The organism is Micromonospora sp. CNZ309 (assembly GCF_002846525.1).
The window spans coordinates 3,531,648-3,554,695 of the sequence record NZ_PJNG01000001.1; the positions used below are offsets into that span (position 1 = coordinate 3,531,648).

Here is a 23,048-nt window from a genome sequence, read left to right on the forward strand (position 1 = left end):
GCCAGTACGAAACGGCGCGCCGTCGCTCATCGGCGTCGCCGGCGCAGCAGCACGATGGGCAACGCGAGGATAACAGTGAGCAGCCATCCCACGGTGATGACGCCCCACAGCCAGCCCTTGTCGCTCTCGGCGGTCTCGGTGACGAACATGCCGAGGGTCAGCAGAGCGTTCGCGCCGCCGATCGCCAGCGCGGCGAGGCCGCTGACGACCATCAGCGGGATCTCCCACCAGGAGCGCTTCGCCGGCTCCCGCCGCCCGGCGCCGGCCGCGGCCCGGGGCTGCGGGATGCGGTCCGGGTCGCGGGCCGGCATCGCCACCTGCCGGTAGGCCGGCACCTGGGAGTCGATCACGCGGATCGCGCCGGGGTGCAGGTCGAACATGGTCGGTTCGATCCGCATCGAGATGGCGTCGTCGCCGATGAGCTGCCGGGCGCCGTCGGGCCAGGCGAGCATCAGGGCGCACTCGGCGTACCGGACGGTGAGCGGGCCGCCGTGGCCGAGCCAGCTCACCCCGTCGACGCCGACGTGCAGTTCGCCGTCGCCCTCCTTCTCGCGGTAGGCGGTGCCGGCCACCGTGTCGGCCGAGCGGGTGGGTGCCGCGGCGAAGCCGGCCCAGTCGGCGCGGTGCCCCTCGGGCACCATCAGGAGTGCGCCGGCCAGCGCCTCGCGGGCCACCTCGTGCACGTCGTCGACGTCGACGGCCTTCAGCTCGGCGCGGTGCTCGTCGACCGTGAGGTTGCGCTCGCCGGTGAGCACGTTGAAGGCGTACGACGGCAGTCGTGCCGCGTCCACCTCGGCGGTGCCGAGGAAGTCCTCCCGCTTCGCCACGACGGCGTCGAGGTCGCCCTGCTCGATCCGGCCGACGCGCAGCTTGGCGAGCGTGTCGACGAAGCCGCCGAGCACGGCGTCCTGCTTCTCCGGCAGCGAGTCGGCCAGCGCCCGCAGCGTCGCGTGGCCGTCGCCGCGCGGCTCGTAGCCCGCCGTGGTCTGGTAGGACAGGCCGCCGTCCTGGCGCAGCGCCCGGTACAGCTCGCGCTCCAGCACCCCGGCGAAGACGCTCGCGGCGGTCCGGCGCCGCACGACGGCGTCCAGCACCACCGCCCGCGAGCCGCTGACGAAGTACGCGGGGGTCTGCGGCAACGCGGACGACGCCGCCGGCACCGGCTGCCGTACGCCCGACGGCAGTGCCAGCCGCAGCCCGGCGGGCACGGACTTCCCGGCGATCCAGAGCACCGCGTTCTCCCGGGTGAACCAGCGGGCCGCCCACTGTCGCAGGTCGTCGGCGGTGAGCGCGCCCAGCCCCCATTCGGGGTAGCTGGTGATGCCGAAGTCGCGGGCGCCGTGGCGCCACAGCGGGATGTCGTCAACGGCGGCCGTGCCCCGGCTGCTGTGCTCGGTGCGCAGGATCTCCTTCTCGACGTCCAACCGGCCGGTCGGCAGCTCGGTCAGGTTGGCGCAGACCGAGGTGAGGAAGGTGGCGATGTCCTGCGCGGAGCCCTGCATGTGGAACGTGGTGAACACCGGCGCGGTGGCGCCGTTGACGTGGTAGTCGGCCAGCCCGAGGGGGGCCAGGGCGAGGTGTTCCAGCAGGTGGGTGATGCCGCTGCGGGCGAGCGTCTCGTCGGCGGTGCCGACCCGGAAGGTCAGCCCGGCGCGCATCGGCCCGCCGGTGGGGGCGAGCAGCGTGGGCACCCCGTCCACGTCCAGTTCCTGGATCATGACTGCCGGCCCTTCGCGTACGCCTTGTCGCGGAACTTCTGGAACTGCTTGGCCGGGTCGCCGTCGATGTAGCCGAACATCGCCTCGTCGCCGAGCGGTCCCATGGCCGCGAACTGCTGCGCCGCCGCCGGGTACTCCTCCAGGAGGCAGAAGGCCATCGCGAAGACGCTGCGCACCCAGACCCAGCCCCAGCCGTTGCGGAACCCGGGGTGCCAGACCGACTGTTGCGCCGCCTGGTGGATCTCGTGCCGCACGTGCGCGCCGCGCAGGTGGGCGCTCGCCTCGCGCAGGTTGTCGTGGTCGAGCGCCTCCTCCAGGTGGGCCTCGACCACCAGCACCGCGTTCGGGGCGCCGGGCGGGGCGGCGTCGGCGCACTCCCGGGCGAAGCCGTGTGCCCGCTCCCAGGTTCCGCTCCACTTGGGACAGAACTGTTGCAGCAGCGACGCCTGGGCCGGCAGGTGGTGGGGGTGGTGCTTGGCGAGCTGGTCGTAGCGGCGGCGGGCCTCGGCCTGGCCGAGCTCCAGTCCCCGCGCGTTGGTGATCCGCTGCGTCCACGCCGCCGCGTCGTCCGGGTGCCGGGCGGTGACGTCGATCAGCACCTGCTCGGCGCGGCGCAGGTGGGCGTGGAACTGGGCGAACTGCTCGCGGCTGACGTGCTGGGCCCGGTAGGACGAGCGGATCCGCCAGCCGGCCCGGATCAGGTGCGACCCGAGCAGGGCGCCGGCGAGCGCGTCGTCGGGCCGCTGCGCCAGCACGTCCCGGAGGAACTCCTCGATGTCCTCGGTCTCGCCGGCCTCGCCGACGAGGAGGGTCCGGCCGTGCGGGTCCTGCCCGTCGACGATCACGCGAAGGGCCGGCCAGTCGCGCGCCGCGAGGGCCGCGCGCACCTCACCGACCTGGGGGTACGCCGCCGCGGCGTCGAAGTCGGGCGGCGGGAGGGGTGCGGGCATGGCGAGGAGCATAAGTGATCTTCAACGGGCCGTGACCCACCGTTCAGCCGGTACGCAGCTCCGACAGGACGGCCCCGGCGGCGCGCCAGCCGCTGGTCAGGGCGCCCTGGATGGAGGGGCTGTCGCGGTGGTCCCCGGCCACGAACAGGCCCTCCCCCAGCGCCACCGGCTTGCGCAGCCGGCCCTGCGGCGGCGGCGCGGCGGGCAGCGCGTCGGGAATGGACACCGTGCCGAGGTGGGTCCAGTCCGCCGTGGAGCGGCCGTAGAGGCGGGTGAGTTCCGCCCGTACGGTCGCCTCGGGCGGGGCCGACGGACCGACGATCGAGGTGGCGACCAGGTGCCACCCGGCGGGCGCGTACGTGGGCGCGGCCCGGCTGACGACCACCGTGTTGGCGACGATCTCCCGCCGGTCGCCGTCGACGATCAGGATCGGCTCGTCCAGCGGTGGCTCCTGCATGCCGTGGTAGTAGGTCGTGTAGCTGTGCATGCGTACGGCCGGCAGGCCCGGCAGCAGCGTGGCCGCCGCCGGCGGGTCCACGGCGACCACGACGGCGCGGCAGCGGATGTCGCCGGCCTGGGTGCGGACCCGCCCGGGCGCCACCTCGGCGACCGGGGTGTCCAGGTCGATCAGTTCCGCCGGGAGCGGGTCGGCGACGGCGCGGGGCAGCGCGGCCATCCCCTCGGCGGGCAGTCCGATGCGGCCCCGGGCGAAGGAGCGCAGCACCATCGCCAGCACGTGGCTGGACGTCTCCAGTTCCCGGTCGACGAGGACGCCGGAGAGGAACGGCCGCAGCAGTTCCTCGACGATCGCGTCGGAGAGGCCGGCGCGGCGCAGCGCCGTCTCGGTGGTGGTCTCCGGGGCGGCGAGCAGCCGCCCCTTCGGCAGGGTGGCGCAGCCCGTGGCGAGCGCGGCGAAGCGCAGCCGGTCGAGTAGCGAGCCCACGCCGGCCAGCGCGGTGCCGGGGGCGCCGGCCGGTTCGCGCAGCGGGTTCACGAGTCGGGTCAGCCGGTCGCCCTTGCGCACCAGCACGCCGGAGGTGAAGTGGCCCAGGCGCAGCCGGTCGACGTCGAGCAGGGCGCCGAGCCGGGGGTAGGCCGTGTTGAGCACCTGGAAGCCGCGGTCGAGCAGGTAGCCGTCGACCGCGTCGGTGGCGACCCGGCCGCCGAGCCGGTCGCCGGCCTCCAGCAGCCGCCACGGCACGCCGGCGCGGTGCAGCCGCCGGGCCGCGGCGAGCCCGGCCAGGCCGCCGCCGACCACGATCACGTCGGTCTCAGCGAGCATCGCGCGCCTCCCGTTCTCCGTTCGTCCGGGACAGCCGGCCCGGCCACCAGATCTTCGGCCCGATGTCGTACGCCGGCGCGGGCACCAGCAGGGGGCGGACGACGCTGGTGTCGGGCAGCACCCGGACCGCGACGCCCAGCTCCACCGGCGGGCATCCGCATCCAAGCCATGAATCGACGCAACAATCGACGCAGCGGGAGTCTAAGCCGGCGTCGACAATCCTGCCGGGCGAGCGGGCCCGGGGTGACGGAAACGGGTCGCCCGGGGCTCCTGTAGGCGGGAACGGGTCGCCCGGCCCGTGCCTCCCGGAGGCGGGAACGGCGAACGCCCGCCGGCGTGGCCGACGGGCGTCAGGTGTGGAAGCTCCCCCGTTTGGACTCGAACCAAAAACCTGCCGGTTAACAGCCGGCTGCTCTGCCAATTGAGCTACGGGGGACCGTTGCGTCGTCCGGCGCCGATCTCGCTGCGCCGTGCGACGGGGACAAGAGTACAGGATTCCGGGGGGTGTTGGTCCAGGGGGTTACCCTCGGAACCGCCCCCTGGGCCAGACGATAATAAACCGAGACAAATCGTCATCACGGCACAAGGAGGTATGAGCGGAGAGCAGGATGGGTAGTTAGCTGCGGACAGAGAAGGCAGGCGCGATTTGGTCGCCTCCGGTGGGGTAGCCCGCCGGACGACGGCGCGTCAGGTACGGAAGGAGCCGCCATGCGCGGAAAGATGATGTTCCTTGGCGGGCTGGCTGCGGGATTCGTCCTGGGCGCCCGTGCCGGTCGGGAGAAGTACGAGGAGCTGGTGATCCGGGGCCGCAAGGTGCTCGACCACCCGACCGTCCAGGAGGCGGCCGGTGTCGCGCAGGCCCAGGCGACCCGCCTCTACAGCGAGGGCAAGGACAAGCTCGGCCAGTCGAAGCTGGGCGAGAAGCTGAGCAGCAACGGCCAGAAGCAGGAGCTGACCGCCGCCGACGACGCGTTCGCCGGCACGCCGGCCACGGTCGGCGCGAAGAGCGCCTCCGGGTCGTCGAGCACGAGCGCGACCCCCGGGTCGACGTCGGCCACCACCACGCCCCGTAGCAAGCCGTCCAGCTCGGGCACCAACGGCAGCACCCTCTGATCGCACCTTCGAGCGGGCCGGACGCCTTCGGGCGACCGGCCCGCTCGGGTGTTGCCCGCTGCCGGCAGCCCGGCACCCTCGACGCCGGCCCGCTCGGCTGCGGGCCCCCTTGACGCCAGCCCGCCCGGGTAGACCCGGAACGGGTCAGTCCTTGCTGCTGAACGCGGCGTCGAAGGCCGCGGCCGGGGCGTCGAAGGCGAGCCGGCGGACGAACTGCAACGCCTCCGGGGCGCCGACGAGGCGGTCCATCCCTGCGTCCTCCCACTCGATCGAGATCGGGCCGGCGTAGCCGATCGCGTTCAGCGCCCGGAAGCAGTCCTCCCAGGGCACGTCGCCGTGGCCGGTGGAGACGAAGTCCCAGCCGCGCCGCATGTCCGCCCACGGCAGGTGCGAGGCGAGCCGGCCCCGCCGTCCGTCGCCCGTACGCACCTTCGCGTCCTTGCAGTCGACGTGGTAGATCCGGTCGGCGAAGTCGAAGATGAAGTTCACCGGGTCCAGCTCCTGCCAGACGAAGTGCGACGGGTCCCAGTTCAGCCCGAACGCGGGCCGGTGCCCGACCGCCTCCAGCGCCCGCTTCGTCGTCCAGTAGTCGTACGCGATCTCGCTCGGGTGCACCTCGTGGGCGAAGCGCACCCCCGTCTCGTCGAAGACGTCCAGGATCGGGTTCCACCGGTCGGCGAAGTCCTGGTAGCCGCGCTCGATCATCGACGGCGGCACCGGCGGGAACATCGCCAGCGTGTGCCAGATCGACGAACCGGTGAAGCCGACGACGGTGTCCACCCCCAGCTTCGCCGCCGCCCGCGCGGTGTCCTTGATCTCCTCGGCGGCGCGGCGGCGTACGCCCTCGGGTTCGCCGTCGCCCCAGATCCGGGCGGGCAGGATGCCCTGGTGCCGCTCGTCGATCGGGTGGTCGCAGACGGCCTGGCCGACCAGGTGGTTGGAGATCGCGAAGACCTTCAGGTTGTGCTTCGCCATGGTCTCGCGCTTCCGCTCGACGTACGAGTCGTCCGCGAGCGCCTTGTCGACCTCGAAGTGGTCGCCCCAGCAGGCGATCTCCAGCCCGTCGTAGCCCCACTCGGCGGCGAGCCGGCAGACCTCGTCGAACGGAAGGTCGGCCCACTGGCCGGTGAAGAGCGTGATGGGTCGCGCCATGGTGCTTCTCCCCTGTGGTGATGGGGGATTCCGTGGGTGCGTGACCGGGGCGAGGGGGACCGGCCGGGCCGGTACGCGGCGGGCCGCTGCGGAGCGCCGGTGGGTGCCTGCGCACCTGGACCCGGGCGGGTTGCGCCTCCCGCCGGTCACCGGCAACCGCGACGGTCGCCGCCCCCACTCTAGGACCGCCGGGCCCCCCACGAAAGCCCCCGCGCCGCCCCGCGATCCTGCGGCTGTCCGTCCCGGTGCGCACACCGTGCCGGGCCGGACCGCGGATCGCGGGGAGGAACGGAGGGTCAGCGGATCAGGGCAGGGTCCACTTCTGGTTGGCGCCGGTGTGGCAGGTCCACAGGTGCACGGCCTGCCCGTCGGCCGGGTTGTTGCCCGAGACGTCCAGGCACTTGCCCGACTGCGGGTTCTTCAGCGTCCCGTCCGCCTGGGCCGACCAGTTCTGCGCGCCCGTGCCGTTGCACGTCCACAGCTGGATCTTCGTGCCGTCCGCCGAGGCGCCGCCGGAGACGTCCAGGCACTTGCCCAGCGCCTTCACCGTCGAGTTCGGCGTCACCGTCCACGTCTGGGCGGCGGAGCCGTTGCAGCCGTGGATCTGGATCTGGGTGCCGTCGGCCGTGGCGCCGTTGCGCACGTCCAGGCACTTGCCGCCCAGACCCCGGATCGGCCCGACGCCGGCGCTGCCGCCGGACCTGACCAGGGTGAAGTCGTCCACGTCGAAGAGCCCCGTGCCCGAGCCGGTGAAGGTCAGGTAGAGGTCCCGGGTGCCGGACGGCACACCGGAGAGGGCGGCCGTGACGTCGGCGAAGGTGTTCCAGCCGCCGGTGTTGGGCACCGCCACCGAGCCGAGGACGGTGCCGGTCGCGGATCCCGTACGCACCTGGAGGGTGCCGCCCGGCCCCCCGGAGACGATCCGCGCCCGCAGCGACGTCACCCCGGTCAGGTCGAGCCCGGCGTACGCGGCCCAGTCTCCCGGGTCGATGTGGCCGAGGGTCTGCCCGCCGTTGGCGCCGGCCTTGGTGAACGGGGCGACCCCGGAGGCCGAGCTGAACGCCTCGGCCTGGACGGTGTTCCCGGCCGGCGGATCGACGCCGAGTTCCTTGATCCGGATGTTGCGGAACGAGGCGTCGTCGCCGGTGCCGTGGTTCTGCAGCCCGATGTGGCCGGCGAGCGAGCGGACCGGGTCGGTGTTGGTGAAGTCGTTGATCTTCACCCCGTTGAGGAGGACCTGGAGGCGCTCGCCCTCGACGAGCAGCTCGTAGGTGTTCCACTCCCCCGGCGGGTTCAGCGCCGCGTCCCGGGCGGCGATGTCGGCGGACTTGAAGGTGTAGACGGCGCCGGTCGTGCGGTCGGCCGCGTCGGTGGCGTCGATCTGCACCTCGTAGCCGTTGTTCACCGCCGACCAGGGGTCGCTGGAGGCCGGGAAGCCGATGAAGACGCCGGAGTTGTCGTCGCCGGCGAGCCGCCAGTCCAGCTTCAGCGAGTAGTTGGTGAACTGCTTCGCGCTGTACCAGTACAGCCCCATCCCGCCGACCGAGGTGAGGGTGGCGTCGGCGTTGCTGAAGCTGCCCGGCCCGGCCTGCGACCAGCCGGTGGTGGAGCCGTTGTAGAGCGGCGTGTACCCGGTCTCGGGCCGGCAGTCGGCCTTGGCCCGGCCGGCCGCGTACCGGATGCCGCCGAGCAGGTGGGCGCGGAAGGCCGGCTCGGCGTACGACGCCTGGGTGTGCCCGCCGCCGGTGTAGAAGGACCGGCCCCCGCTGTAGGTCTTGCACCAGGAGTGCGGGTGGTCGGCGCCCATCGAGCCGCCCGAGTAGGAGGACTCGTCGAGGGTGGCCAGCACCCGGGCCGTGGAGCGGGCGTTGGTCTGGTAGTTGTACCACTCGTCGGTGCGGTTCCAGGTCTGCGGCAGGTGCGCGGTCGCCGCGTGCGCCCGGTTCTCCGCCTTGACGTTCGCCTGCTGGATGTGCGGGTGCGAGGCGAAGTACGCCCCGACCAGGTTGCCGTAGAAGGACCAGCCGTACTCGGTGTCGGCGGCGGCGTGCACGCCGACGTACCCGCCGCCGGCGCCGATGTACGACTCGAAGGCGCTCTGCTGCGTGGCGTCGAGCACGTCGCCGGTGGTGTTGAGGAAGACCACCGCCTCGAAGCGGGACAGGTTGGCGGTCGTGAACTGGGCGGCGTCCTCGGTGGCGGTGACCGTGAAGTTGTTGGCCGCGCCGAGGTCGCGGATCGCCTGGGTGCCGACCGCGATGGAGTCGTGCCGGAAGCCGGCCGTCTTGGAGAAGACCAGCACGTCGTATGGGGCGTCGGCGGCGCTGGCGGGGGTGGCCGGGGTGGTGCAGGCGAGGACGGCGAGGACGGCGGTGGCCGCGCCGAGGAGGGGTCGGAGGAGTCTGCGCATGTCGCTCTCCAATGCCGGGGATGTTCAGGAGCCCGCCGGGGCGGGGAGGGGCACGGCGGCCCCTCCCCGCCTCAGGTCAGGGCAGGGTCCACTTCTGGTTGGCGCCGGTGTGGCAGGTCCACAGGTGCACGGCCTGCCCGTCGGCCGGGTTGTTGCCGGATACGTCCAGGCACTTGCCCGACTGCGGGTTCTTCAGCGTCCCGTCCGCCTGGGCCGACCAGTTCTGCGCGCCCGTGCCGTTGCAGCCGTACAGCTGGATCTTCGTGCCGTCGGCGGACCCGCCGCCGGAGATGTCCAGGCACTTGCCCAGCGCCTTCACCGTCGAGTTCGGCGTCACCGTCCACGTCTGGGCGGCGGTGCCGTTGCAGCCGTAGATCTGGATCTGGGTGCCGTCGGCCGTGGCGCCGTTGCGCACGTCCAGGCACTTGCCGCCGAGCCCGACGACCGGTCCGGTGCGGACCCCCGCCGCGCCGGTGGTGAAGGCGAACGTGTCCACGTCGTAGAGCGCGCCGGTGCCCGTGCCGGCGAACGTAAGGTAGAGGGTCCCGGTGCTGGCCGGCGCACCGGAGATGCTGCCGCTGACCGTGGTGAACGCGTCCCAGGCGCCGGTGACCGGGACGGTGGCGGAGCCGAGCACGGTGCCGCTGGGCGAGCCGACGCGCACCTGGAGGGTGCCGCCGGCGCCGGCCGAGGAGACCCGGGCGCTGAACGCGGTCGCGTTGTCGATCCGGTACGGCTCGAACGCGATCCAGTCGCCGCTGTGGATGTCGCCGACGGTCTTGCCGCCCTCGGCCGTGGCCTTGTCGAAGGTCCCGATGCCGGAGGAGGTCTTGAAGTGCTCCGCCTGGCGCTTGCGCGGCTGGAGGGTGTGCTGCTTGTGCGTGGTCAGCCCGCCGGCGTCGGTGTACTCGGCGTCGAAGACGGCGAAGATGTTCGCCGCGTCGTCGTGTTCACCGTCGACGGGGATGGTGATCGAGCCCGAGCAGCCGTTCTTCGAGGTGATCTGGTGACCGTGGTTGTCGTGGCCCAGCACGTACGTCATCTTGACCTTGGTGCAGTCGATGGCGGCGTCCTCGGGGTCGGTCACCGTGATGCTGAACGGCACGGTGTCGCCGTAGCTGAACAGCTTGCCGTTGGCCGGGCTGGTGATGGTGACCGTGGGCGCGGTGTTGCCGACGCCGATCTGCACGTTCGCCGTGCCGGTGGCGCCCTGGGGGTCGCGTACGGTCAGGGTGACCCGGTAGGTGCCGTTGGCGGTGTAGGTCTTGCTGGGGTTGGCCGCCGTCGAGCTGGTGCCGTCGCCGAAGGCCCAGGAGTAGGTGAGCGCCCCGCCCTCCGGGTCGCTGGACCCGGCCGAGGAGAAGTTCACGGTCAGCGGGGCCGTGCCGGAGGTCTTGTCGGCCGCGGCGACGGCGGTCGGCGCCCGGTTGCCGCCGGCGATGTAGTCGTAGCGGTAGAGCGCCGAGTTGGCGTCGCCGTTGAAGTAGCCGGTGCCGTAGTCGAGGATGTAGAGCGCGCCCTCGGGCCCGAACGCCATGTCCATGATCTGCTTGCCGTTCCACGGGAACGTGTCGATGCCACCCGGGCTGCCGTCGGCGTTGAGGTGGATCGGCTTCACCCAGCCCCGGCCGAGTTCGCCGGCGAAGAACTGCCCGTCGAAGGACTGCGGGAACTTGGTGGTGGAGTTGAGCGCGGCGTCGTAGCGGTAGACGGGGCCGCCCATGGGCGACTCGGAGCCGCCACCGAACTCCGGTGGGGTGCCGGCGTCGCCGGCGTACCGGATCCAGGCCGGCTTCGCGCCGGGCAGGGTGGGCAGGCCCGTGTTGCGGAACGAGTTGTTGGTCGGCCCGCCGGAGCAGTTGTACTTCGCCCCGGCGGTCCCGGCGGCGAAGTCCCACTCGGCGTACGTCTCGGTGGCGGTGTTGGTGCCCGTGCAGTACGGCCAGCCGTAGTTGCCGGGCCCGGTGATCCGGTTGAACTCGACCTGGCCGCTGGGGCCCCGGGCGCTGGTGGTGCCGGCGTCCGGGCCGTAGTCGCCGACGTAGACGATGCCGGTGGCCCGGTCGACGCTCATCCGGAACGGGTTGCGGAAGCCCATCGCGTAGATCTCGGGGCGGGTCCGCGTGTCCGAGTCGACGAACATGTTGCCGGCCGGGATCGAGTAGGTGCCGTTGGCGTTCACCTTGATCCGCAGGATCTTGCCGCGCAGGTCGTTGGTGTTGGCGGCGCTGCGCTGCGCGTCGTACGCGGGGTTGCGGTTGGCGCGCTCGTCGATGGGCGCGTACCCGGCCGAGTCGAACGGGTTGGTGTCGTCGCCGGTGGAGAGGTAGAGGTTGCCGGCGGCGTCGAAGTCGATGTCGCCGCCGACGTGGCAGCAGATGCCCCGGTCGGCGGGCACGTCGAGGATGTCGACCTTGCTGCCGGTGTTCATCGTGAAGTCGGCGTTGAGGGTGAACCGGGACAGCCGGTTGACGCCCTGCCAGGCCGAGAAGTCGCTGCCCGTCGCGGGCGCGTCCCCGGCGGGGGTGGCCAGCGGCGGGGCGTAGTAGAGGTAGATGTGCCGGTTGGTCGCGAAGTTGGGGTCGGCCCCGATGCCCTGCAACCCCTCCTCGTCGTGCGTGTAGACGGGCACCGTGCCGATCACGGAGGTGGTGCCGGCGGAGTCCGTACGCCGGACCGTGCCGTTGCGGGCGGTGTGCAGGACCGACCGGTCCGGCAGCACCGCGATCGTCATGGGCTCGCCGACCTCGGCGACGCCCTTGGCGAGCGTGACCTGCTGGAAGTCGGTGCCGACGACGGGGTGGGCCGCGGCCGCTGTGGGGCCGCCCAGCGTGGCCGGGCCGGCGCCGAGGGCGACCGTGCCCGCGGTGGCGGCCAGCAGCAGCGCCGAGGCGGCGCTGAGCCGTCGACGGAGCCGGTGGATGGGGGCGTCCTGGGTGGACATGGGTGTGCCGTCCCTTCCTGACGAGTGACTGCCAGGGCGGGCGCGCGCCGTCGCGCCGGATGCCGTAGCGGGGGATGCGCTCGGCCCGCCGGGTGCCGTGCCCGGCCGGCCGTGACCTGCGAGGGATGGGGGCGGACCCCATCGATCGGAGGTCACCAGTCGATGGGTTCCGGCGCCGCCGGTTCACCTCGACGAAACACATTCGTGATGGCCCGACATTAAGCGGCGCACATCGATGTGTCCATACCTTCCGCCGATTCGGCACTAACTTTCGTCGATATCGCGGAAAGTCGTCGGCGCGCGGCGACTCAGCAGGGCCGGTCGACGGCCTGGGCGGCGAGCCCGGCCAGGGCGGCGCGGGCCCCGGCGGTCACCGGGGCGGACGCCAGCGCCGCGAGCGCGGCCTCGGCGCGTACCCGGATCATCCCCTCGATCCGCTCAAGGGCCCCGGTGGCTTCGATGATCTTCCGCAGCTCGGCGGCGCCGTCGCCGTCCAGCGCCGGGTTGCCGAACAGCTCCCGCAGCCGCGCGGCCTGCGCCCGGTCCGCGGCACCACGGGCCAGCGCCATCATCACCGTCGGCTTGCCCTCCCGCAGGTCGTCCAGGACCGACTTGCCGGTGACCGTCGGGTCGCCGAAGACCCCCAGCACGTCGTCGCGCAGCTGGAACGCGTCGCCCAACGGGTCGCCGAACCCGGCCAGCGCGGCGACCCGCTCCGGCCCGGCCCCGGCCAGCGTCGCGCCGATCTGCAACGGCCGGGTGACCGTGTAGCGGGCCGCCTTCATCCGCACCACGGTCAGCGCGCTCGCCACCGACCCGTCGCCCACCCCGGAGACCAGGTCCAGGTACTCCCCCGCGATCACCTCGGTACGCATCAGCGCGTAGACCGCGTATCCCCGGTGCACCCGGCCCACGTCCAGGCCGCACTCGTGGAACATCTGGTCGGACCAGGCGGCGCAGAGGTCGCCGCAGAGCAGCGCGGTGTTGCGCCCGTACGCCTCGGGGTCGCCGCGCCAGGACGAGCGGGCGTGCAGGTCGGCGAAGAGCCGGTGCACCGACGGCCCGCCCCGACGGCAGTCGCTGCCGTCGAGGATGTCGTCGTGGATCAGCGCGAACGCGTGGAACAGCTCCAGCGCGGCGGCGGCCGTCACGATCGGGGCGCCGTCGACGCCGTCCGCGCCCCGCCAGCCCCAGTAGCAGAAGAGCGGGCGCAGCCGCTTGCCGCCGGCCAGCACGAACCGGTGCAGCGCGGTGAAGACGCCCCGGGGCGCGCCGTCCGGCCAGTCCCGGCCCTGCCGGTCGAGGAACGCGGCGAGCGCGGCGTCGAAGCGCGCCCGCAGCCCGCTCGTGTCGGTCGCGGCGTCGGCGGTCACGGTTCCTCCCCGGGCCGCCGACCCGCCACCGGGGTGGGCGGCGCGACGTGACGCGACGGCGGGACCGCGTCGCGGGCCGGCGGGGACGCCAGCCCCGCCAGCTCCAGCAGCAGGGCCTTGACCTCGGTCGCGGCGACCCGGTCCCGGGCGGCGGACGGATCGGAGCAGAGCAGCACCGGCCCGTCCGCCGGGTCGGCGGGCAGCCGCCCGTGCGACCCGCGCACCGCCCGGGCGCCGGCGTCCAGCCCCACCACGCTCATCAGGTAGCGCATCCCGAGCCTCCTGCGGGCCAGCGCCCCGGCCGCCCGCCGCTTCGCCGCCGACGGTGCGGCCGGGTCGAAGAAGAGTTCGGCGGGGTCGTAACCCGGCTTGCGATGAATGTCCACCAGCCGGGCGAAGTCGGGCGCGCGGGCGTCGTCGAGCCAGTAGTAGTAGGTGAACCAGGCGTCCGGCTCGGCGACGAGGACCAGCTCCCCGGCGCGCGGGTGGTCCAGCCCGTACGCGGCCCGGCCGTCGGCGTCGAGCACCTCGCCCACCCCCGGCAGCGCGGCGCAGAGCTTCGCCACCGCCGGCACGTCGGCCGGGTCGCGGACGTAGACGTGCGCCACCTGGTGGTCGGCCACCGCGAAGGCCCGCGAGGTCCACGGGTCGAGGTACTCCATGCCGGCCTGGGTGTGCACCCGCAGCAGCCCCTCGGCGCGCAGCGCCCGGTTGACGTCGACCGGGCGGGACACGTCGGTGATGCCGTACTCGGAGAGCACCACCACGGTGGCGTCGCGGGCGCGGGCGGCGTCCAGCAGCGGCCCGAGCACGCCGTCCAGCTCGGCCGCCGCGGCGGCGGCCCGGGGCGACGAGGGGCCGAAACGTTGCAGGTCGTAGTCGAGGTGCGGGACGTAGACCAGGGTCAGGTCCGGCGCGTGGTCGGCGAGGATCAGCTCGGCGGCCCGGCAGATCCACGTCGACGACGCCAGCCCGGCGCCCGGCCCCCAGTAGCTGAACAGCGGGAAGGTGCCCAGCCGGTCGGTGAGGGCGTCGTGCAGCTCCGGCGGGTCGGTGTAGCAGTCCGGTTCCTTGCGCCCGTCGGCGCGGTAGACGGGGCGGGGGGTGACCGTCCAGTCCACGTCGGCGCCCATCGCGTACCACCAGCAGACGTTGGCGACCGTGAAGCCCGGCTCGACCCGGCGGGCCGCCTGCCACAGCTTCTCGCCGCCGACCAGGGCGTGGTGCTGCCGCCAGAGCAGCACCTCGCCGAGGTCGCGGAAGTACCACCCGTTGCCCACGACGCCGTGCCCGGCCGGGAGCGCCCCGGTGAGGAACGTCGACTGCACCGGGCAGGTCAGCGCGGGTAGCACCGTGCCGAGTTCGGCGCGGAAGCCGGCGTCGGCGACCGCGCGCAGCCGGGGCATGTGCGCCAGCAGCCGAGGGGTCAGCCCCACCACGTCCAGGACCACCAGCCGCCGGCTCATGTCGTCACCTCGCTCCGCTCGGCGCCGCCATGAGCCACCCCAGCCCAGAGTCGATGACTCGCTCGCTGACGCTCGCTCATCGTCGTACCTCCGCCGTCGCCGGGCGCGCGGCCCGCCGGCGCGAGGCCGAGGGCGACCAGCTCCGCGCGGGCGAAGGCCAGCTCCGCGGCGATGCCGACGGCCAGCTCCGCGGCGGTGCGCGGGCGCCGCGCGGCCGGCAGCACCCCCCAGGTGTACGTCTCGACGTCGAGGTGGTCGCAGCCCGGCGCGGGCCCGGCGTAGAGCGCGGCCAGCGCGGCACGCAGCACCGGCAGGGTGGAGCCGAGCGGCGGCTCGGGCGGGGCGTGCAGCGGCACGTGGTAGTGCACCCGCCACGGCCCGGGCAGCCGCGCGGCCAGGGCGGCGTCCAGGTCGTCCGCGGCGTGGGCGGGATGGGCCGGGTCCGCCGCGCCCGCGCAGCCGGCGGCGCGGGTCTGGTGCAGGAAGCGCGGCTCCACCCAGCGGCGCAGCTCCGCCGTCGCCCCGGCGGGCGCCTCGATGGCGGCCGACACCTGCACCTTCACCACCGGCAGTCCGGCCGTACGCAGCCGGCCCAGCGCGTCGGCGGGCTCCTCCCACGCGCAGGCGAGGTGGGCGAGGTCCAGGCAGACGCCGAGCCGGTCGGTGTCCAGGCCGGACAGGGCCGCGACGGCCTGGCCGGTGCTCTCCACCACGCAGCCGGGCTCCGGCTCGAAGCCGACCCGCACCGGCCGGCCGGTCTCCCGCTCGACGGCCGCCAGACCGGCCGACAGCTCGTCGAGCCGTCGGCGGGCGGCGTCCGCGCGGGCGACGTCCCAGGGTTGCCGCCAGGCCAGCGGCAGGGTGGAGACCGAGCCCCGGGCCGCGTCGTCGGGCAGCAGGTCGGCGAGCACCCGGGCCAGGTCCAGGGTGTACGCGAGCCGCGCGGGGGTGGTCCAGTCCGGGTGGTAGACGTCGCCCTTGACGACGGGCGCCTGGAAGGCCGCGTACGGGAAACCGTTGAGGGTGACCACCTCCAGCCCCCGGACGGTCAGCTCGGCGCGCAGCCGACGCCGGGCGGCCGGGTCGGCGGCCAGCTCGGCGGCGACCGGGGCGGCCAGCCACAGCCCGAGGCCGAGCAGGTCGGCGCCGAGCGCCTCGCGTACGGGCACGGCGTGGGTGTCCAACTGGCGCAGGATGCCGGCGAGGTCCTCGGCGGGGTGCACGTTGGTGCAGTAGCCGAGGTGGACGGTGCCGCCGCCGGGGTGCCGCAGCCGCATCAGCTGCCGCCGCGCAGGATCGAGTTCCCGGCCCACGTGCCCGTGCCGGCGTCGACGGCGGCGTCCAGGTCCGTCAGGTCGAGCCGCCCCGACTGGCCGTAGAACTCGACCGGGTTGCGCCACAGCACCCGGTCCACGTCGTCGTCGGTGAAGCCGGCGAGCAGCATCGCCTCCCCGGTGGCCCGGGTCAGCAGCGGGTCGGAGCGCCCCCAGTCGGCCGCCGAGTTGACCAGCATCCGCTCCGTCCCGTACGCCCGCAGCAGCTCCACCATGCGCGGCGGCGACATCTTGGTGTCGGGATAGATGGAGAAGCCCAGCCAGCAGCCGGTGTCGCGGACCAGGCCCACCGTCACCTCGTTGAGGTGGTCGAGCACCACCCGGCCCGGCTCGATCCCCGACTCGGCCACCACCGCGAGGCTGCGCTCGACGCCGCGCGCCTTGTCCCGGTGCGGGGTGTGCACCAGGGCCGGCAGGTCGTGCGCCACGGCCAGGGCGAGCTGGGCGGCGAACGCCTCGTCCTCCTGCGGGGTCATCGAGTCGTAGCCGATCTCGCCGACCGCCACCACGGCGTCCTTCTCCAGGTAGCGCGGCAGCAGGTCGAGCACCGGGCGGCAACGCGGGTCGTTGGCCTCCTTCGGGTTCAGCGCCACGGTGGCGTGGTGGCGCACCCCGAACTGCCCGGCCCGGAACGGCTCCCAGCCGATCAGCGAGTCGAAGTAGTCGGCGAAGGACGCGGGGCTGGTGCGGGGCTGCCCGAGCCAGAACGCCGGCTCCACGACCGCCCGTACGCCGGCGGCGGCCATCCGCTCGTAGTCGTCGGTGGTCCGCGAGGTCATGTGGACGTGCGGGTCGAAGATGCGCATCACGCCTCCTGGTTCGCGCGCAGCCGGGTGAGCAGGTCGGTCGCGTCCGCCGGCAGGCCGCGCCCGGCGGCCCGCCGCTCGGCGTCCAGCGCCCCGAGCATCGCCGCGAGTTCGCCGTCGGCGCGGGCGTCGAGGTCGTGCACCACCGCCAGCGGTACGCCGGTGAAGACGCACTTGAGCACCGCCTGCCGCCAGGCGGCCGGGTCGAGGTGCCGGGCGTACGGGCCGAGGGCGGCGGTCAGCAGCCGGGTGTCGTTGGTGCGGATCGCGTCGTGCAGCAGCGGCACGCCCGCCGCGCCGACCGGCAGCAGCGGCAGGGCCTTGAGCACCGCCCGCTTCTCGGCGGCGTCGCCGTGCAGGTAGCGGGTCCGCGCGTGCGCGGCGTGCTCGTCGGGCAGCGCGGCCAGCAGCAGGGCCCGGGCCGCCTCGTCGGCGCTCCAGCCGGGCGCGTCGGGCAGCGGCGCCCGGCCGCAGCGCCGCCCGGCGGCCGGGAAGAACCGGTCGATCGCCGCCGGTTCGGCCGCCACCCGCCGCAGCGCCGCGTCGAGCCAGTCGGGATCGGGTACGCCCCGCAGCGCGGCCCGCAGTGCATCCGGTGTCATCCCGTCTCCTCTCTCGTGCCTCCGCCGTGGGCCCGGTCACCGCCGCCGTCGCGCCGCCTGCCGCACGGCCGCATCCGGTCGCGGTCGCGCCGCTTCCCTGGCGGCGGCGCGCAGGAAGTCGAGCGAGCGGGCCGCGACGGCGGGGGCGGCGTGCGAGTGGCGGGGCAGTTCCACGGCGACCAGTCCCCGGTAGCCGGCGTCGCCCAGGGCGCGCAGCACGGGCGGGAAGTCGATCTCGCCGGCGCCGAACTCCAGGTGCTCGTGCACGCCCCGGCGCATGTCGTCGATCTGCACGTTGACCAGGTGCGCGCCCACCTCGCGTACGCACTCGGGGACCGGTAGCGGCTCCAGGCAGCGGCAGTGCCCGATGTCGAGGGTGATGCCGAAGCGGGCCGGGTCGCCGAGCGCGCCGCGCAGCCGGCGCCAGCCGGCGATGTCCTCGACCAGCATGCCCGGCTCCGGCTCGAAGCCGAGGGTCGTACCGGCCGCCTCGGCCGCGTCGACCACCGTCGCGCAGCCGGCGACCAGCCGGTCCCAGGCGGTCGCCGGCTCGACGGTCTCCGGCCGGACGCCGGCCCAGAGGGAGACGGCCTCCGCGCCCAGGTCGGCGCCGATCCGTACGGCCCGGCGCAGGAACCCGATCCGCCGCGCCGGGTCGTCGTGCAGCAGCGTCGGGGCGTGCTTGTGCCACGGGTCGAGCAGGTAGCGGGCGCCGGTCTCGACGACCACGGCGAGGTCGAGCGCCGCGAGCCGACGGGCGACGGCCGACACCCGCCGGGCCAGCGCGGGCGCGAACGGGTCGAGGTGGTCGTGGTCCAGCGTGAGCGCCACGCCCCGGTAGCCCAGGTCGGCGAGGACGGCGAGCGCGTCGGTCAGCCGGTGGTTCGCGAACCCGTTGGTCCCGTAGCCGAACCGGAGCCCGCCGGCCGCGCCGGCCGGCGCCGGGCTGCGGGGAGCCGGCACGGAACGGGTCGGGGCGGTCATGTCGGGGAGACCCTCCGGGCGAGCCGGCCGCCCAGCGGCGCGGCCACCGCCACCGCCGCCCCGAGCAGCCCCGCCCCGGCGCGGGCGGTCAGCGCGCCCTGCAACGCGGGCAGTCCGGTGATCCCGGCGCCCACCGCCGCCCGTACCCGGCCGGCGGTGGGGTCGGCCGCCGCCCGGGCCTGGGCCGCGCCGTAGCGGGCCGCGTACCAGCCGGCCAGCAGGGCGGGCAACGCGGCGGCCGGGCCCCGCCGGGGGGCGCGGCCGGGCGGTTCGGCGCCTGCGCCGGGGCGACGGTCCCGCACCGGCGGGGCGACGCGCGGCACGGCGGCGCTCGCGGCGACCAGGGCGGTGCCGGCGAGGGTACGCAGCGGCAGCGCGGCGTCGGCGCCGCTGACCTCCCGGCGGGAGAGCGCGGTGACCGTCCACGTGTGCGCGGCGACGGTGAGCGCCGCCGGCACCGCCCGCAGCACCCGGCCGCCCGTCGCGCCGAGCAGCACGTCCAGCCCCCGGCAGGCGGCCATCACGGCCGGGCCGGCGGGGGTCGACTTCGCCGCCAGGTCGTACCCCCAGACGGTGGCGGCGAGCGGGACCGCGACCGCCGCGGCGCGCCTGCCCCCGGCGGCGGTGGCGAGCGCGACCCCGGCGGCGGTGAGCCCGGCGGCGAGGCCGAACGCGGCTGCGGGGGCCACCCGGCCGCTCGGGATGGGCCGCTCGGGGCGTTCGACGGCGTCGAGTCGGCGGTCGGCCCAGTCGTTGGCCGCCATCCCCGCCCAGTAGAGCAGGACGGACGCGGCGGCCAGCGCGGGCGTACGCCGGCCGAGCGTGCCGGCGGCCGCCGCGCCGGCGACGACGTCCCCGGGTACCGACAGCGCGGCCGGTGCCCGGACGAGTTCGGCGAGGTCAGCGAGGCGTGGCATCGGTGTCCCCCGCGTGCAGCCGGCGGGCGAAGTCGCACAGCCGGGTCCACTGCTCGGCCAGCGAGTGGGTAGGCGCGCCGAGCGGGTCCTTGAAGAAGAAGGCGAGGTCCACCAGCGGGCCGGCAAGGCCGGCGGCGTGCGCGGCGGCGGTGAGCCGGGCCAGGTCGAGCACGAGCGGCGCGGCCAGCGCGGAGTCGCAGCCGTGCCAGGTGAACTCCATCCGCATCCCGGTGCCGAGGAAGCCGGCGAAGGTGACCAGGTCCCACGCGGTCTTGAAGTCGCCCAGCGCCTCGACGTACTCGATCCGGGTGCCGCCCTGCGGCAGGTGGCCGAGGGTCTCGCCGAGCACCCGCTGCTTGCTCTCCACCTTGGCCGCGTTGGCCGCCGGGTCGGCGAGGGTGGCGCCGTCGCCACCGCCGAGCAGGTTGACCCCGGACCAGGAGCGCACCGCGAGGTGCCGCATCGCGAACATCGGCGCGAGCACGGACTTGACCAGGGTCTCCCCCGTCTTGCCGTCGTGCCCGGCGTACGGGACGCCGTACTCGGCGGCCAGCGCCGTCAGGGCCGGCAGCCGCAGCCCGGTGGACGGGGTGAAGTCGACGTACGGGCAGCCGGCGCGCACCGCCGCGTACGCGTAGAGGGAGCTGGGCGGCAGCACCTCGTCGCCACCGGCGAGCGCGGCGGCCAGCGCGTCCGGGTCGGCGTGGCCCGGGTGCGGGCGGGCGGCCGGTTCGGTGGCCGAGACGTTGACCACCACGACCCGGTCGAGCCGGTGCCGGCGGCGGAAGTCGGTCAGGTCGCGTACGGTCGCGGCGGCCCGGTCCGCCTGGGTGCCGGCGGCGGGGGCCGGGCGCAGCGCGCGTTCGACGGCGGCCAGCTCGTCGGGCAGGGCGGCGACCAGCCGGCCGGGCAGCACGCCGGCGGCGGCCAGGGCCTCGGCCCGCTTCGCCAGCGGGGTGGTGACGACGTCGTGTCCGCCGAAGACCAGGTCGGAGAAGGCCGGCAGGGCGGGCCCACGCAGGTCGGGCAGCTCGGTGACGCAGCCGGTCGGGCCGGTGAGCCCGGACCGCAGGGCGAGCGCCCCCACGATGCTGGTGGTCGCGACCGAGCCGCGCGCTCCCACCAGCCAGACACCCGTACGCATGGTGCTCCTTCCCGATCAGGAGGAACCAGCCGTGCATTGACTTACATAGATATCAGAAGTTTGTTCAGAAAGATACGGATCTATGCGGATGGGCCCCGTCCGCCGGCCGCCCCGGGTGGAGCCCGCCGGTCCGGTGTCGACGTCGGCGGCGACGACCCCGGCCCGGCTCCCGGTGCGGGCGCGGACGGACGGGGCTGGCAGGCAGGGCCGGTCGGCGTCCCGTCCCTGCCTCCCCCGCGTCCGCCGGCCGGGACGACGGCGCGCACCGACCGGACGTCGTGGGGTGACACGGCCCGGCGGCGTCGCCGGGTGGTGACGGCCCTCCGGTGCGACCGGGGAATCCCGGTCCGGCCGCACCGGACGACCGTTCTGCTCGTGCGGCACCGGGCCACGCCGGCCCGGCCGCACGCCCTCCGGCTCCGACCTCGTCCCGGCCGCGGGGCGCAACCGCGGCCGGTCCCTCGCCGGTCGGCACCGGAGGCGGCTCAGGCGGCCACCGTGGTCAGGGCCGGCTCCACCTCCGTCCACGAGGAGCCCAGCTCCGCCGACCGGGTCACCGCGTCCAGCACGAGCTGGACCTGCAACCCGTCCACGAAGGAGGGGGCCGGGTCGACGCCGGTGGCGACCGCCTCGATGAAGTCCCGCGCCTGGTGGGTGAAGGAGTGCTCGTAGCCGATGATGTGCCCGGGCGGCCACCACGCGGACATGTACGGGTGCTCCCCCTCGGTCACCAGGATGCGGCTGAAGCCCTGCTCGGCGGCCGGTCGCGTCGCGTCGTAGAACTCCAGCTCGTTGAGGCGTTCCAGGTCGAAGACCACCGTGCCCAGCGAGCCGTTGATCTCCACCCGGAGGGCGTTCTTGCGTCCCGTGGCGAAGCGGCTCGCCTCGTACGTGGCCAGCACGCCGCCGTCGAGCCGGGCCACGAAGACCGCCGCGTCGTCGACGGTGACCATCCCGGTGGCCGGGCGGTGACCGTCGGCGCCGTTCGCGTCGGCCGCCGTCAGCCCGTCCACCGTCGCCCCGTCCACCGTCGCCGCCAGCCCGCTCGACCCGGCCGGCAGCGGCCGCTCCTTGACGAACGTCTCGGTGACCGCGCTGACCCCGGTGATCCGCCGGCCGGTGACGTACTGGGTCAGGTCGATGATGTGCGCCCCGATGTCGCCGAGCGCACCGGAGCCGGCCCGGTCCCGCTGCAACCGCCAGACCAGGGGGAACTGCGGGTCCACGATCCAGTCCTGCAGGTACGTCGCCCGGACGTGCCGGATCACCCCGAGCCGCCCGTCGGCGACGAGCTGGCGCATCATCGCGACCGCCGGCACCCGCCGGTAGTTGAACCCGCACATCGACCGCACCCCGGCGGCCTGCGCGGTGACCGCCGCGGCGGCCATCGCCCGGGCCTCGGAGATCGTGTTGGCCAGCGGCTTCTCGCACAGCACGTGCTTGCCGGCGGCCAGCGCGGCCAGGGCGATCTCGGCGTGGCTGTCCCCCGGCGTGCAGACGTCGACCACGTCGATGTCGTCGGAGGCGACCAGCTCGCGCCAGTCGGTCGTGTGCGCGTCCCAGCCGAGCCGGCCGGCGGCGTCGGCCACCTTCGCGGTGTCCCGGCCGCAGATCAGCGCCATCCGGGCCCGCGCCGGCAGGTCGAACACCCGGTTCACGGTGCGCCACGCCTGCGAGTGCGCGGCGCCCATGAACGCGTAGCCGACCATGCCGACCCGCAGTTCTCTGTCTGTCGTGGACAAGGTGGGTCTCCCCCCGTGTGTCAGAACCCGAGCTTGAGGTAGTCGCCCGCGTTCTCCTTGGTGATCGTCTCCGAGGCGAGGATGATCTCCTTGGGCACCTGGAGTTCCACCAGGTCGGACATGCCCCTGCCCTGGCCGATCAAGCGGGCCAGGGAGATGGCCGAGGAGGCCATCGAGGGGCTGTAGGTCACGGTCGCCTTGAGCACCGTGTTGTCCGCCTGGATGTCCTCCATCGCCTTCTTCGAGCCGGCTCCACCGACCATGAAGAACTCCTTGCGGCCGCTCTGGTTGACCGCCGCCAGCACGCCGATGCCCTGGTCGTCGTCGTGGTTCCAGAGCGCGTCGATCTTCGGCAGCGCCTGGAGCAGCTGCGCCGCCTCCTGCTGTCCCGAGTCGGCCGTGAACCGGGCGGCCCGGCGGTTGGCGACCTTGAAGCCGCTCGCCGTCAGGGTGTCGAGGAAGCCCTTCGACCGCTCCTGGGTCAGCTCCAGCTCGTCCATGCCGGCGATCTCGGCGATCACGGGGTTGCTGACGCCCTTGGCCTTGAACTGCTCGATCATGTAGGTGGCGGCGGCCACCCCCATGCCGTAGTTGTCGCCCTTGATCTGGAGCCGGTAGGCCCGCGCGTCGGGGAACGCCCGGTCCAGGTTGACCACCGGCACGCCGGCCTTCATCGCCTCCAGGCCGAACGCGTTGAGCTCCTTGCCGTCGTGCGGCAGCAGCACGATCACGTCCGGCTTCTGCGAGATCAGCGTGGACAGCGCCGCCCGCTGGGCCGCCGCGTCCGCGCCGGCCTCGACCGACTTGAACTCCACGTCGGAGTACGTCCCGGCCTGCGCCTTGGCGTTGTTGGTGATGGCGGCGATCCAGCCGTGGTCCGCAGCCGGCGCGGAGAAGCCGATGACGACCCGCTTGCCGGGCTCGTTGTTGCCGCCCGGCGCGGCCGCCGCCTTGGTCTGCGCCTCGGTCGGCTTGGCCTCGTTGCTGGTGCAGCCGGCGAGCAGCACGCCGGCGCCGACGGCGGCCCCGCCGAAGAGCAGTCGGCGGCGTGACATGTCGCGACTGTGCTGGGTCATGACGACCTCCTGGGTTGACGGTGGTGGAGGAAACT

17 protein-coding genes, 1 tRNA gene and 1 pseudogene are annotated in these 23,048 nt (G+C 74.3%); 1 reads left to right on the plus strand and 18 read right to left on the minus strand.

Translation table 11 applies throughout. The features are described 5' to 3' along the window. Nucleotides 1-26: 26 nt before the first annotated feature. The 5 genes and pseudogenes from CLT72_RS14385 to CLT72_RS14400 all read right to left on the minus strand — a co-directional run bounded on the left by CLT72_RS14385 (nucleotide 27) and on the right by CLT72_RS14400 (nucleotide 4,386). Nucleotides 27-1,718 (minus strand): peptidase M16 family protein, encoded by a 1,692-nt coding sequence (locus CLT72_RS14385; protein ID WP_101412305.1) that lies wholly within the window; start codon nucleotides 1,716-1,718, stop codon nucleotides 27-29. Beyond that, nucleotides 1,715-2,668, minus strand: a complete 954-nt coding sequence (locus CLT72_RS32810) for a hypothetical protein (RefSeq protein WP_144082254.1) — start codon at nucleotides 2,666-2,668, stop codon at nucleotides 1,715-1,717. The genes CLT72_RS14385 and CLT72_RS32810 overlap by 4 nt, the downstream gene beginning before the upstream one ends. Before the next feature lie 43 nt (nucleotides 2,669-2,711). Then, on the minus strand, nucleotides 2,712-3,950 hold the full coding sequence (locus tag CLT72_RS14395; RefSeq protein WP_101412307.1) for an NAD(P)/FAD-dependent oxidoreductase: 1,239 nt from the start codon (nucleotides 3,948-3,950) through the stop codon (nucleotides 2,712-2,714). Next, a pseudogene (locus CLT72_RS32305) lies at nucleotides 3,940-4,095 on the minus strand (hypothetical protein); the annotation flags it as partial. The pseudogene CLT72_RS32305 and the gene CLT72_RS14395, both read right to left, overlap by 11 nt. 218 nt (nucleotides 4,096-4,313) lie before the next feature. Then, a tRNA-Asn gene (locus CLT72_RS14400) sits at nucleotides 4,314-4,386 on the minus strand. 272 nt (nucleotides 4,387-4,658) lie between these two features. On the opposite strand from CLT72_RS14400, the gene CLT72_RS14405 reads away from it, so the two are divergent. Further along, nucleotides 4,659-5,063 carry a hypothetical protein gene (locus CLT72_RS14405; protein ID WP_101412308.1) on the plus strand — a complete coding sequence of 135 codons (405 nt, stop codon included), beginning with the start codon at nucleotides 4,659-4,661 and terminating at the stop codon, nucleotides 5,061-5,063. Between the two features lie 144 nt (nucleotides 5,064-5,207). Here the strand turns inward: CLT72_RS14405 and CLT72_RS14410 are convergent, their stop codons facing one another. From CLT72_RS14410 to CLT72_RS14470, 13 genes are all read right to left on the minus strand, one after another. Next, entirely contained in the window at nucleotides 5,208-6,215 is a 1,008-nt protein-coding gene (locus CLT72_RS14410) for a sugar phosphate isomerase/epimerase family protein (protein ID WP_101412309.1), read from the minus strand. A gap of 304 nt (nucleotides 6,216-6,519) precedes the next feature. Then, nucleotides 6,520-8,625: a ThuA domain-containing protein gene (locus CLT72_RS14415; RefSeq protein ID WP_101412310.1), complete on the minus strand. Its 2,106-nt coding sequence runs from the start codon at nucleotides 8,623-8,625 to the stop codon at nucleotides 6,520-6,522. A 76-nt stretch (nucleotides 8,626-8,701) separates the two neighbouring features. Next, a complete protein-coding gene (locus CLT72_RS14420) occupies nucleotides 8,702-11,569 on the minus strand; it encodes a PQQ-dependent sugar dehydrogenase (RefSeq protein WP_101412311.1) in 2,868 nt (955 codons plus the stop codon). Nucleotides 11,570-11,877: 308 nt separating this feature from the next. Then, on the minus strand, nucleotides 11,878-12,942 hold the full coding sequence (locus CLT72_RS14425; protein ID WP_101412312.1) for a polyprenyl synthetase family protein: 1,065 nt from the start codon (nucleotides 12,940-12,942) through the stop codon (nucleotides 11,878-11,880). Further along, on the minus strand, nucleotides 12,939-14,408 hold the full coding sequence (locus tag CLT72_RS14430) for an alkaline phosphatase family protein (RefSeq protein WP_101412313.1): 1,470 nt from the start codon (nucleotides 14,406-14,408) through the stop codon (nucleotides 12,939-12,941). Before CLT72_RS14430 ends, CLT72_RS14425 begins: the two co-directional genes overlap by 4 nt. Beyond that, nucleotides 14,405-15,685, minus strand: coding sequence for a metabolite traffic protein EboE (eboE, locus tag CLT72_RS14435; protein WP_101415162.1), 1,281 nt, complete (start codon nucleotides 15,683-15,685; stop codon nucleotides 14,405-14,407). The genes CLT72_RS14430 and eboE overlap by 4 nt, the downstream gene beginning before the upstream one ends. Then, a complete protein-coding gene (locus CLT72_RS14440) occupies nucleotides 15,685-16,548 on the minus strand; it encodes a TatD family hydrolase (RefSeq protein ID WP_101415163.1) in 864 nt (287 codons plus the stop codon). The genes eboE and CLT72_RS14440 overlap by 1 nt, the downstream gene beginning before the upstream one ends. Next, nucleotides 16,548-17,150: an EboA domain-containing protein gene (locus CLT72_RS14445; protein ID WP_101412314.1), complete on the minus strand. Its 603-nt coding sequence runs from the start codon at nucleotides 17,148-17,150 to the stop codon at nucleotides 16,548-16,550. The genes CLT72_RS14440 and CLT72_RS14445 overlap by 1 nt, the downstream gene beginning before the upstream one ends. Nucleotides 17,151-17,186: 36 nt before the next feature. Beyond that, nucleotides 17,187-18,134, minus strand: coding sequence for a sugar phosphate isomerase/epimerase family protein (locus CLT72_RS14450; RefSeq protein ID WP_101412315.1), 948 nt, complete (start codon nucleotides 18,132-18,134; stop codon nucleotides 17,187-17,189). Further along, nucleotides 18,131-19,051 (minus strand): SCO3242 family prenyltransferase, encoded by a 921-nt coding sequence (locus CLT72_RS14455; RefSeq protein WP_101412316.1) that lies wholly within the window; start codon nucleotides 19,049-19,051, stop codon nucleotides 18,131-18,133. The genes CLT72_RS14450 and CLT72_RS14455 overlap by 4 nt, the downstream gene beginning before the upstream one ends. Continuing rightward, complete coding sequence (locus tag CLT72_RS14460) at nucleotides 19,035-20,195, minus strand: inositol-3-phosphate synthase (protein WP_101412317.1); 1,161 nt, start codon at nucleotides 20,193-20,195, stop codon at nucleotides 19,035-19,037. The genes CLT72_RS14455 and CLT72_RS14460 overlap by 17 nt, the downstream gene beginning before the upstream one ends. Nucleotides 20,196-20,680: 485 nt before the next feature. After that, nucleotides 20,681-21,904 (minus strand): Gfo/Idh/MocA family protein, encoded by a 1,224-nt coding sequence (locus CLT72_RS14465; protein WP_199184762.1) that lies wholly within the window; start codon nucleotides 21,902-21,904, stop codon nucleotides 20,681-20,683. A 53-nt stretch (nucleotides 21,905-21,957) separates the two neighbouring features. Next, on the minus strand, nucleotides 21,958-23,013 hold the full coding sequence (locus tag CLT72_RS14470) for a substrate-binding domain-containing protein (RefSeq protein WP_101412319.1): 1,056 nt from the start codon (nucleotides 23,011-23,013) through the stop codon (nucleotides 21,958-21,960). Between the last annotated feature and the right edge of the window lie 35 nt (nucleotides 23,014-23,048).